This is a genomic window from Polaribacter sp. NJDZ03 (assembly GCF_019263805.1).
GTDB lineage: Bacteria > Bacteroidota > Bacteroidia > Flavobacteriales > Flavobacteriaceae > Polaribacter.
Genome location: NZ_CP079195.1, coordinates 1,737,034 through 1,749,479 on the forward strand (window position 1 = coordinate 1,737,034; position 12,446 = coordinate 1,749,479).

General features: G+C 33.2%; 11 protein-coding genes and 2 tRNA genes. 2 read left to right on the plus strand and 11 right to left on the minus strand.

The annotated features are described in order from the left end of the window. The 10 genes from KV700_RS07455 to KV700_RS07500 all read right to left on the minus strand — a co-directional run bounded on the left by KV700_RS07455 (position 1) and on the right by KV700_RS07500 (position 8,928). Complete coding sequence (locus tag KV700_RS07455) at positions 1-1,284, minus strand: nucleotide sugar dehydrogenase (RefSeq protein WP_218599673.1); 1,284 nt, start codon at positions 1,282-1,284, stop codon at positions 1-3. Continuing rightward, entirely contained in the window at positions 1,277-2,266 is a 990-nt protein-coding gene (locus tag KV700_RS07460; protein ID WP_218599674.1) for an SDR family oxidoreductase, read from the minus strand. Before KV700_RS07460 ends, KV700_RS07455 begins: the two co-directional genes overlap by 8 nt. Before the next feature lie 120 nt (positions 2,267-2,386). Beyond that, positions 2,387-2,464 (minus strand) — tRNA-Val (locus KV700_RS07465). A 122-nt stretch (positions 2,465-2,586) separates the two neighbouring features. After that, positions 2,587-2,664, minus strand: a tRNA-Val gene (locus tag KV700_RS07470). A 59-nt stretch (positions 2,665-2,723) separates the two neighbouring features. Then, positions 2,724-3,932: a folylpolyglutamate synthase/dihydrofolate synthase family protein gene (locus KV700_RS07475; RefSeq protein ID WP_218599675.1), complete on the minus strand. Its 1,209-nt coding sequence runs from the start codon at positions 3,930-3,932 to the stop codon at positions 2,724-2,726. A 201-nt stretch (positions 3,933-4,133) separates the two neighbouring features. Then, entirely contained in the window at positions 4,134-5,012 is an 879-nt protein-coding gene (locus KV700_RS07480; protein ID WP_218599676.1) for an energy transducer TonB, read from the minus strand. A gap of 1 nt (position 5,013) precedes the next feature. Further along, entirely contained in the window at positions 5,014-5,406 is a 393-nt protein-coding gene (locus tag KV700_RS07485) for a biopolymer transporter ExbD (RefSeq protein WP_166385495.1), read from the minus strand. Between the two features lie 36 nt (positions 5,407-5,442). After that, a complete protein-coding gene (locus tag KV700_RS07490; RefSeq protein ID WP_166385497.1) occupies positions 5,443-6,132 on the minus strand; it encodes a MotA/TolQ/ExbB proton channel family protein in 690 nt (229 codons plus the stop codon). 264 nt (positions 6,133-6,396) lie between these two features. Further along, on the minus strand, positions 6,397-7,629 hold the full coding sequence (locus KV700_RS07495; RefSeq protein ID WP_218599677.1) for a Glu/Leu/Phe/Val dehydrogenase dimerization domain-containing protein: 1,233 nt from the start codon (positions 7,627-7,629) through the stop codon (positions 6,397-6,399). A 234-nt stretch (positions 7,630-7,863) separates the two neighbouring features. Next, on the minus strand, positions 7,864-8,928 hold the full coding sequence (locus KV700_RS07500; RefSeq protein WP_218599678.1) for an anhydro-N-acetylmuramic acid kinase: 1,065 nt from the start codon (positions 8,926-8,928) through the stop codon (positions 7,864-7,866). A gap of 92 nt (positions 8,929-9,020) precedes the next feature. Between KV700_RS07500 and KV700_RS07505 the strand changes: the two genes are divergently transcribed. Next, a complete protein-coding gene (locus KV700_RS07505; RefSeq protein WP_166385503.1) occupies positions 9,021-10,163 on the plus strand; it encodes an acyl-CoA dehydrogenase in 1,143 nt (380 codons plus the stop codon). A 225-nt stretch (positions 10,164-10,388) separates the two neighbouring features. Here KV700_RS07505 and KV700_RS07510 read toward each other — a convergent pair whose 3' ends face one another. Further along, positions 10,389-11,171, minus strand: a complete 783-nt coding sequence (locus tag KV700_RS07510; protein WP_166385505.1) for a tRNA pseudouridine(38-40) synthase TruA — start codon at positions 11,169-11,171, stop codon at positions 10,389-10,391. A gap of 275 nt (positions 11,172-11,446) precedes the next feature. On the opposite strand from KV700_RS07510, the gene KV700_RS07515 reads away from it, so the two are divergent. Further along, positions 11,447-12,442: an outer membrane beta-barrel protein gene (locus tag KV700_RS07515; protein WP_218599679.1), complete on the plus strand. Its 996-nt coding sequence runs from the start codon at positions 11,447-11,449 to the stop codon at positions 12,440-12,442. Positions 12,443-12,446 lie beyond the last annotated feature (4 nt).

The window sequence follows — 12,446 nt, forward strand, 5'->3', positions numbered from 1 at the left end:
TTATAGTGATTTATCTACGAGTTTAGAATCTAAGAAATTCTTTACATCGTATACTATTGATTTTTCTTTTTTTATGTCAGCAAAATCCAAGCTAAGAAACTCTTTGTGAGCAACAACTAAAATAACAGCATCAAATTTCTTTTTAGGTAAAACAGTACTAGACTCTAACTGATACTCTCTTTGAACTTCCGCAGCATTTGCATGAGGATCAAAAATAGTTACATTAGCTCCGTATTCTTTTAATTCATAAATAAGATCTACTGCCTTTGTATTTCTAACATCCGGACAATTCTCTTTAAAAGTAATTCCTAAAACTAAAACTTCAGCTCCTTTTACTTCAACATCTCTCTGAATCATCAACTTAGCAACCTCAGAAGCAACATATCTCCCCATTCCATCATTTACACGTCTACCTGCCAAAATTATTTCTGGATGATACCCATATTCTTGTGCTTTTTGAGCTAAATAATAAGGATCTACACCAATACAGTGTCCACCAACTAAACCTGGTTTAAAAGGTAAAAAGTTCCATTTTGTTCCCGCAGCTTTTAAAACATCTTGTGTATTGATATCCATTAATCCAAAAATCTTAGCCAACTCATTTACAAATGCAATATTAATATCTCTCTGAGAATTCTCTATCACTTTTGCAGCTTCAGCAACTTTAATTGAAGGTGCTAAATGTGTACCTGCAGTAATTACAGAAGCATATAAATCATTCACTTTTTCGCCTACTTCTTTTGTAGAACCAGAGGTAACTTTTAATATTTTTTCTACGGTGTGCTTTTTATCTCCCGGGTTTATTCTTTCTGGAGAATACCCCACAAAAAAGTCTTTATTAAACACCAAACCAGAAACTCTTTCTAAAATAGGCACACAGTCTTCTTCTGTTGCACCAGGATATACCGTAGATTCATAAATGACGATATCTCCTTTTTTCATAACGCTTCCAACCGTTTCACTTGCTTTTATTAAAGGCGTTAAAACAGGTCTATTATTTTTATCTACTGGCGTAGGAACCGTAACAACATAATAATTACATTCTTTTAATTCTTCTAAACTAGAAGTTACAAACAACCCTAAATCATTGTTATTTTCAGTAAGAATCACTTTATCTAAAAGATCTTTAGAAATCTCTCTAGTAACATCTTTACCTTGCTTCAATTCTTCTACCCTAGTTTGATTGATATCAAAACCAACAACAGAAAATTTTGTTGCAAAAAGCCTTGCTAATGGTAAGCCAACATAGCCCAAACCAATAATACCTATTTTAATTTTACTCATCCTTTAAGTTTTTCCAATACCAATCTATTGATTCTTTTAATCCTTCTTTTAAAGAAAATTTTGGGTTATAATTTAATAATTTCTTAGCTTTTGATATATCTGCATGAGAATGCGGAATGTCTCCAATTCTATTAGGACCAAAAACAACTTCTACATCCTTAATTTTAGAATTATACTTAGATAAGTATTCCTTTAAAGAATCACATAAATGTATTAAAGTATTTCTATCTCCAAATGCTACGTTGTATATTTCATTAGCAGCCTCTTTATCTGCTACTAAACTTAGTAAGTTTGCCTCAATAACGTTGTCTATGTACGTAAAATCTCTAGAAAAAGAACCATCTCCATTTACAACAGGAGATTCTAAATTCATAAACTGACTTACAAACTTAGGTATTACTGCTGCATACGCTCCATTAGCATCTTGCTTTCTACCAAAAACATTAAAATATCTTAAGCCAATTGTTTCTAAACCATACGTTTTACCAAAAACATCTGCATATAATTCATTTACATATTTGGTAACCGCATAAGGAGATAAAGGTTTCCCTATTACGTCTTCTACTTTTGGTAACGATTCAGAATCTCCATACGTAGACGAACTTGCTGCAAACACAAATCTTTTTACATCATTATCCCTTGCCGCAACTAACATATTTAAAAAACCAGTAACATTAACATCATTGGTAGTAATAGGATCTTTAATAGATCTTGGCACAGAACCCAGTGCTGCTTGGTGCAAAATATAATCTACTCCAGAAGCAGCCAACTTACAGTCTTCTAAACTTCTAATATCCCCATTAATTAACGTAAAATTCGGGTTTTCTTTTAAATGTTCAATATTCTCTCTTTTCCCTGTAGAGAAATTATCTAAACAGACTACTGTATTCTTTTTCTCAAGTAAAACCTCGCAAAGATTAGAACCGATAAAACCAGCTCCACCTGTAACAAGTATTTTTTTTCCTGATAATTTTATATCCATTAATATTTTTTTAGCTTTTTTTTTTATAAAGAAACAAATATAATAAAAGAATCATTGTCGACTTTACCAAAACCTATTAAAAACAAAAAATCCTTCACATAAATGTGAAGGATTTTGCTTTGGTGGGCAATGAGGGATTCGAACCCCCGACCCTCTCGGTGTAAACGAGATGCTCTGAACCAACTGAGCTAATTGCCCTAAGCGGCTGCAAATATAACACATTATTTAGATCTACCAAATAAAACTAAAAATAATTTCATTTTTTTTTGAAATTATCTAAAAACAAAAAATCCTTCACATAAATGTGAAGGATTTTGCTTTGGTGGGCAATGAGGGATTCGAACCCCCGACCCTCTCGGTGTAAACGAGATGCTCTGAACCAACTGAGCTAATTGCCCTAAGCGGTTGCAAATATAGAACTTATTTTAGTTCTACCAAGTAAAAAATGATATTTTATTTAAATAATTTCAGCTACCACAAAAGTACTTCCTCCTACATAAATGATATCTGCCTGATTTGCATTCAGTAACGCGTCTTCAAAGGCTTCTTTTACCGAAGGATATTTTTTTCCAATTAAATGAAATTCTTTTGCTTGTTCTTGCAAAACAGCCTCACACATACCTCTTGGAATATCTGGTTTACAATAATAATAATGTGCGTCTTTAGGAAAAAGTGGTAAAACCTCTTCTAATTTCTTATCCGAAACAACCCCTAAAACAAAATGTATCTTTTTAAATGATTCTTTTTCTAATTGCTTTAAAACAATACTTAAACCATCTTTATTATGCGCAGTATCGCAAATTACTTTTGGTTGCTCTTGTAAAATCTGCCACCTACCTTTTAAATTGGTATTCTCAACAACCTTCAACAATCCTTGTTCGATGTTTTCTGTAGATATCGTGAATCCTTTTAATTTTTGAATGGCTGCAACAGCTGTTTTTGTATTTTTCTTTTGATAATCGCCTAACAAATCTGTTTGATAACTTTTACCATCATCCGAAGCAAAACAAATAGACGCTTTGCATTCTTCCGCTTTCCCGATAAAAACCTTTTTAACAGCTTGTTGCTCCTCTCCTATTACCACAGGAACATTCATTTTAATAATACCTGCTTTTTCAAAAGCGATTTCAGGCAAGGTCTCTCCCAAAAACTGCGTATGATCTAAACCAATATTGGTAATTACAGAAACCTCTGGAGTAATAATGTTCGTAGAATCTAATCTTCCTCCCAAACCGACTTCTATAATAGCAATGTCTACTTTTTCTTCTGCGAAATAATCAAAAGCCAAACCCACCGTCATTTCAAAAAAAGACAGTCTTTGTTTTTCTAAAAAACCTTTATGTTCTTTTATAAAAGATGAAACTTTTGTTTCAGGAATTTCAAAACCATTGATTCTAATTCTTTCTGTAAAATTCTTTAAGTGAGGCGAAGTATACAAACCCACCTTGTAACCTGCTTCTTGTAAAATAGAGGCCAACATGTGGCTTGTAGATCCTTTTCCGTTGGTACCACCAACATGAATTGATTTGAACTTTTTTTCTGGGAACTGCAATTCTTTAGAAAGCGCTAAAGTATTGGTTAAATCTTTTTTGAATGCTGTTTTACCTTCTCTTTGGTACATCGGTAATTGTGCAAACATCCAATCTAATGTTTGTTTATAAGTCATTAAATATTGATAAAAATAATGTTTATTCGAGCTAATTTTAACGCACTATCTAATAATTATAAAAACCTACTAAATAGAAAGACAGAAAACATAGGCGCTGATCTCTATGTGTCTATATGACAAAACAACTACTCATATCACGTTCTTGTTTCCGCTTATTTTTTTTCAAAATGAAGCACAACAAGTAACAAATGTAAGTAATTATTGAGACAAAGTAAACTTATAAATAATAGTCCCCACTTGATTTGCTGGTGCATTATCATCAGGATTCCACTTAGTACTTAAGGCCGCTTCTTTTGCTGCTTTAAGTAAACAAGGTGCAGTATTAGTACTTCCTTTATACCCTGGTTTTGTAAAAATTACTTTTCCGTTTTTGTCTACTTGAATTTGCACCACAACAGTACCTTCTTCCTGACAATCGGGTTGCACTTTTGGTTTAGATAGTGCTCTTCTACCAGCTAAATTATAATCACCTCCATCACCACTTCCGGTATTTCCATAGTACTTAGAAGAAGCCGGATCACCAGTTTCTTTTCCTTTTACACCTGGTTTTGCATCATCTCCTTCTCCTTGTGGTTTTCCATCAGAAGAATTTCCGTTTAATAAATTATTCAACGCATCTTGAGTTGCTTTAGATGGTTTCGGCTTTTCTTTCGGAATTTCTTTAACAACCTCCTTCTCCACGGGTTTTACAACCTCTTTCACTTTTTCTACAACCTTTTTAACAGGTTCTTTCACTACTTCTTTCACCTTTTCTACGACAGGAACCTCTTTTGAAGTCTCTTCCGTAATAATATCTTCTTTCACCACTTCTTGCGGAGTTTCTTTTACAACTTCTTCTACCACCTCTTTTTCTACAACTTCTTCCTCTACCACTTCTGGTGCAGAAATTTTCTTTGTATCTTCTACAGGTTCTCCACTCCCAACTTCTGAGGTTCCAAAGTTAATAGCCAATCCGTACTCTTCCGGAGGATCTAAATAATGCATTCCGTAATTTAGAATTCCGAAAATAACAAGCACCAGAATAACCGCTGTAATTACAGCAGATTTACGTTTATGTGTTGTATTTAGTATTTGCATTTTACTTGCCTTTTACAGCTAAAATCATTTTTAACTTGTTCTTATTTGCAATATCAATTACCTGCATTACATTTTTATAAGGTACATCTTTATCCCCTCTAATAATAATTGTCTTCTTTTTATCGGCTCCAACACTTTTTAGAATTTCACTTTCTAAACTTGCCGAACTCACTTTTGTTTTATCAATATAAAACAACGACTCATTAGTAATAGACACTGCAACAGATTTACTATTCTCTGTTTTCCCTCCTGCTTTTGGCAATAAAACATCAATAGCACTTACAGTAACCAATGTAGAGGTAAGCATAAAAAATATCAATAATAGAAAAACAATATCTGTCATTGATGACATATTGAATGTAGGATCTACTTTATTTCTTCCGCGTAAATTCATAAAATATTATTTTTCAAACTTTGAATCTAAAACTACTTATACTGGTTCGTTTAATAAATCTAAGAACTCAACAGATTTTGCTTCCATTTGATAAATTACTTTATCTGTTCTTACCACTAAATGATTATAGGTTATGTACGCTATAATACCCACAATTAACCCTCCAACTGTTGTTGTCATTGCTGTATACAAACCATCTGAAAGCAATTTAATATCTATTTGACCACCTGCATTTGCAATTTCATGAATGGCAACAATCATACCGATTACGGTTCCTAAAAAACCAATCATTGGTGCCGCTCCAGCAATTGTTGCTAAAACACTTACATTCTTTTCTAATTGATAAACTTCTAACTTCCCTGCTGTTTCAATTGCGGTATTAATATCATCTAAAGGTTTTCCTATTCTAGAAATTCCTTTTCCAATTAATCTTGCTGTTGGTGTGTTTTTACTTTTACAAAGCGCATCTGCAGATTCTAATTTTCCATTAGAAACAAAATCTTTAATTTGATTCATAAAATTCTCATCCATTTTTGACGCTGCTTTTATAGCAAAGAATCTTTCAAAATAAATATATATCGCTACAGCCAACAACACAAAAAGTAGTGCTAAAATTATTTGACCTCCTAAACCACCATCCATAATTAATTTATAGATAGAAAGTGTTTTTTCTTCCGAAACAACCTCTTCTAAAACCTCTTTATTCTCTTGAAAAAACAACAACATTTAATTCTATTTTTAAGTTCTATTTAAGTAACGACCTTTCTATTTTTAAATTGTTTCAACTTAAAATAATCGTCTTTATTTTACATCAAAAAAAATGCCATATTACAAAATGACATTTTTATATTTATTTTTTTTATCCCTTTGTACCTCCTAAAATTAATAGCGATACTATTCGTTACAATGCATTTTGATAGAAACATAGAATTAACAACGTCTTATTAAAACACACAACCCAATTTTAGAATACAAATTTAACTAATAACTTTAAATTAATTGCTTTAAAGCAATTTCAAATGCCGTTGAACAAATTTTTGTTTTAGACGCACTTCTTTTAAAAGTTCTTTGCAATGCTTTCTTTATAATATTTGAGGTATCATTAAAAATCGCTTTATCCTGCATAGGCAAAGCTACTTTTGATTCCATTAAATAGGCAAAAACTCTTGCAATACCACAGTTTGAAATAAAATCTGGTAATAAACTTAAATGTTCATCTGTATATTCCATAATTGGACCAAAGAAAATTTCCTTGTCTGCAAACGGAACATTCGCTCCCGGAGAAATCACCTCTAAACCAGTATCTATCATTCGTTGAACCTGATCTTGAGAAACCAATCTAGAAGCAGCAGCCGGCACAAATATTTCTGCAGGCAGGCTCCATATTTTTTCATTAATTTCTTCAAAAGGAATCATATCATCAGACACTAATTGATTTCCATCTTTCGCCAAAAACAATGCGGTCATTTCTTGCATCGTAAACCCATCTTCATCTATAACTCCTCCATCTCTATCTATAATCCCCACAACCTTAGCACCCAACTGGGTTAAATAATAAGCTGCCGCAGCCCCCACATTTCCAAACCCTTGAATAATTGCTCTTTTTCCTTTTATTTCTCCTCCGTAAATTGCATAATAATGCTTCACTGCTTCTGCCACTCCATAACCAGTTAACATATCTGCCACCGTATATTTTCTAGACAAATCTGGCGAAAAAGTTTTATCTTCAATCACCTTAATTACGCCCATACGTAATTGACCAATTCTATTTATTTTATCTGCTTCTGTCGGTTTAAAATGTCCGTTAAAAATTCCTTCTTGCGGATGCCAAACTCCACAACTTTCTGTGATTGGAATTACATCTTTATCTGCATCTACATTTAAATCTCCTCCTGTTCCGTAATAATGTTTTAACAACGGCGTAACAGCTTTATACCAACGCTCTAAAACACCTCTTTTTCTTGGGTCACTCGGATCAAAATTAATACCAGATTTTGCACCTCCAATTGCAGGACCAGAAACTGTAAATTTCACCTCCATTGTTTTTGCCAGAGACAAAACCTCATTCATATTCAACCCTTTTCTCATTCTTGTACCACCACCAGCGGCACCACCTCTTAAAGAGTTGATCACTACCCAACCTTCTGCTTCCGTTTCTGGATCTTTCCAATTAAAAACGATTTCTGGTTGCTTATTCTCGTATATTTTTAATAATTCTTTCATAATAAAATTTTAAATAAATTCACTTTTCTTTTTGTTTTTTAAAACAATTTTATTTTTGGTTAAAATCCCCTTCAGGGGAAAAGTTAAAGTTGATTCATTTTTAAAATTTTATATTTTTCTTATTAAGCTGATTCCTTACAAACTTACAGTAAAAAAACGATTGTTCAAATTTTTTATTTTAAAAGAATTCCCTCCTAAAAACCTATGAAACAAACTTTTTATAAACACCAATTCTTATAACTTTGGGTAAAAAACCTCTCCAGAAGAATGATTTTCACTTGCACCTGTTACAGAACTCAAACAATTTACCTTGCCCTGACTTTTTAACAAACCTAAAAAAGCAAAAATAAGTGCTTCTTTAAAATTTATTAATTGATGACCAGGAACAATAAGTTCTACTTCTTTTTCTGCTCTTACTTTATTTATTAAATACTCATTAAAAGCACCTCCACCCGTAACCAAAACTCTTGCATTTTTAGGCAAAACTGCCGCAATTGCCCAAGCAACATGATCTGTAAATGTTCTTAATAAATCTTCTGGTTTTCTTTTTATGGATTCTAATCTTGGAAAAATTTCTTTTTGCACCCACTCCAAACCTAAAGATTTTGGTGGTTTTTGCTGATAATAATCCAACAATCTTAAATCTGACTCTAACTGCATTAAATAAGTTCCGTTTGCTGCAATTTGTCCTTTATCATCATACTCAAAACCTAATTCCTTTGCATATTTATTCAGCACAATATTTACCGGACAAACATCATACGCAATTCTTTTACCATCCTCATGAAATGAGATATTAGAAAAACCACCAAGATTTAAGCAATAATCGTAATCAGAAAAAAGTAATTCATCTCCAATTGGCACCAAAGGCGCTCCTTGTCCTCCTAAATTAACGTCTTGTGTTCTAAAATCGCAAATAACTTTTTGATGAGTAACATCTGCAATTGTTTGCCCATCTCCCACCTGAAGTGTAACTCCATTTTCTGGCTGATGCAAAACTGTATGCCCATGAGACGCAATAAAATCGATTTTTTCAATCTGAAACTCATCAACAAAAACAGCAATCTCCTCACCTAAAAGTTTTCCATAATTTACATCCAGAATACTTAAATCATCCGAAGAAAAATGAATTGCATCCTGTAAAGTAGCTTTCCATTTCTCTGAATACGAAACCGTTTTTGAGTATAAAATACTAAAATCTTGATACTTATTTTTATCAAACCGAACATACACCAAATCAATACCATCTAGAGACGTTCCAGACATTACCCCTATTATAAAAACCTCATCAATATTCATATCTGTAAAAATAACAAATCCTTATTGATAATATGTTACGAAATCGATATCTTTGGAATCAAATATTACGAATATAACAAATACACATACAGATGGATTTTAGTTTAACAGAAGAACACATCATGATTCGAGATGCCGCAAGAGACTTTGCGCAAACAGAATTATTACCAGGCGTAATAGAAAGAGACAACAAACAAGAATTTCCAAATGAACTAGTCAAAAAAATGGGAAATCTTGGTTTTCTTGGTATTATGGTAGATCCAAAATATGGAGGAAGCGGAATGGATGCTATTTCTTACGTATTAATTATGGAAGAACTTTCTAAAATCGATGCATCCGCTTCTGTTATCGTTTCCGTAAACAACTCTTTAGTTTGTTACGGACTAGAAGCATATGCCAATGAAGAACAAAAGCAAAAATATTTAACAAAATTAGCAACAGGAGAATTTGTTGGCGCATTCTGTTTAAGCGAACCAGAAGCAGGCTCAGATGCAACCTCACAAGCAACAACTGCAATAGACAAAGGAGACCACTATATCATTAACGGAACCAAAAACTGGATTACAAGTGGCGGACGTGCAGATGTGTATTTAGTAATTGCACAAACAGACAGAGAAAAAGGGCACCGAGGCATCAATGCATTTATTGTAGAAAAAGGAACAGAAGGGTTTCACGTAGGTCCAAAAGAAGACAAATTAGGAATTCGTGGTTCAGACACACACACTTTACAATTTAACGATGTAAAAGTACCAAAAGAAAACAGAATTGGCGAAGACGGTTTTGGATTTAAGTTTGCCATGAAAACACTTTCTGGCGGAAGAATTGGTATTGCAGCTCAAGCTTTAGGTATTGCAGCTGGCGCATACGAATTAGCTTTAAAATACTCTAAACAACGTAAAGCCTTCGGTACAGAAATTTGCAATCACCAAGCAATTGCCTTTAAATTAGCAGACATGCACACAGAAATAGAAGCAGCAAGAATGCTGGTTATGAAAGCTGCCTGGGATAAAGACCAAGGTAATAATTACGACATGTCTAGCGCAATGGCAAAACTCTACGCAAGTAAAGTAGCTATGGAACACACCGTAGAAGCGGTTCAAATTCACGGAGGAAACGGTTTTGTAAAAGACTACCACGTAGAACGCTTAATGAGAGATGCAAAAATTACACAGATCTATGAAGGCACTTCCGAGATTCAGAAAATTGTAATCTCTCGTGGAATTATCAAAGGTTAAATCACTCCTTATACATATAAGGTACAAAAATCCATCTTTTTAAAAGGTGGATTTTTCTTTTACATCCAACCTTTCAAATCAAACTCGTTTATCTAAACTATTCTATATTAATTCCAGATCTCACAGGTTTTTAAAACCTGTGAGGTCTTTTTTTAGTTAACCAATCTTGTCATTCTAATTTCACCTTGAACCCCTTACGCAAGTTACAATACAAAATTATCACCACTACACCTCCAACTCAATATCATACAATTGCAAACCAGAGGAGGGCGCATTATTTCTCATATACTTTTTATCATTATCCTCTTTCAAAGAAGCTTCAATAAACTGCAAATCCAAATTTCCTTTTCCAACTTCAAACAACGTCGCCATCATCAATCGAATCTGATAACGCAAAAATCCCTTTCCTCTTACCTTAAATATATAAGACTTCTCTGGAAAAAAATTAGCCGTTAAAACATCGTTCTCTATAATTTCACAAGAGTCAATTATTCTTTTAAATATCGTTTTTTCTGAAGGCCTTGTACAGTATTTATGAAAATAATGCTCACCAGCAAACAACTTCGCCGCTTCTTGCATCGTTTCTAAATCTAGATTTTCATCAACATTTACAATAAAAGGCGCAGAAAAAGGATGGTTTTTCTCACCAAAAGAGAAGTAATAATGATACTCTTTAATCTTCGGAGCGTTAATTACATTAAAACCTCTATCTACCTTTTGTATAGAAATCGCCTTAAAATCTGGTGAAAAATTAGCATTTAAAGATTCTATAAAAGTATCCTCCTCCACTATTTTATCTGTAAACATCTGAATATAGTATGTATTTGCAGAAACTTTAGCATCCGTCCGCCCCACTCCAATCGTCTTATAATGAATGTCTTCAAAAACAAAAGACAAGGTTTTATCTACCATATCGTGCAAAGTTTTAGCATTTGTTTGTTTTTGCCATCCAGAAAACCGGAAACCAAGAAATTGTAACCTCACTATATAAGAAAATGAATATTTCATAGGTGCGAATATACAATAATTGCATTTTTTTTTACAAAAGGCACATTTTTATGGATATCCTAAAATTATGATATACATTTTTACATACCCAATATTTCAAACCCCTCAAAAACCACAAAATGAAGTTATCTCAGTTTAACCCCTATTTTTTTGAGGGTGTAACATCTAAAACACCCTATTTTAAAAAACCACCCCCTTGTCAGTTTAAATTTAATATTTACTTTTGACCCAGTTCAATTAATATAGAAATCATTTAACACTAAAAGAACAACATTATGAAAAAAGTAATTTTCACATTATTATTAGCAACCAGCCTAATAGCTACAGCTCAAGAAAACGAAGACAAAGGAACTTTTACATTAAGCGGTACAGTAGATGTATACGGCACAACTAATTTTACAAGAGACTCTGGAACTCCAGGAATATTAATTGCAGCTCCAGAAAATGCAAATGCATTTGGTTTAGGATTTGCAAACACCGTATTTGCTTACGAAAAAGGTAAAGCTGGTGTTGTTGCAGATATTGCTTTTGGACCAAGAGCAGATGATGCAAACATGGCAGGAGCAATTAATCAATTATACGCTTACTACAACGTATCTGATAAATTAACAATTACAGCAGGTCAATTCAATACTTTTTTAGGATATGAAGTTATCAATCCTTCAGCAAACTTTAACTACACAGTATCTTACCTATTTAACGCAGGTCCTTTTTCTCATACAGGAGTAAAAGCAGACTACGCAGTTTCTGAAGACTTATCTTTTATGTTAGCTGTAACAAACGCACATGGAATTTCTAGCGCAGACGGAAATCTTACTGATGACACTCAGTTAGGTGCTCAAGTAGGATATAAAGGTCAATATTTAAACTTTATTACAGGTGCTGTAAGTGCTGGCGGAGCAACAGACTGGATATTTTTAGACTACACAGGTGGTTTCGATTTAACAGACACTTTTTATGTAGGTATAAACGCTGCTTACGCAGACTCTAGTGACGCTAACGAAGGATACCAAGGTGTAGCACTATACTTACAAAATGCTTTTTCTGACAAATTCTCTTTAGGATTAAGACCAGAACTTTTTACAACTAGCGCAGGAAGCGTAGATAGCAATGTAACTGCTTTCACTTTAACCTCTAACATCAACTTAACAAGCAACTTAAAATTTATAACTGATTTAAGGTTTGATAATTCTGACGATTATATTATCGAAGCTTTTCCAACAAAGAAAAACACTTCTACCTTAACAATGGCAGCAGTTTATTCTTTCTAAGAAA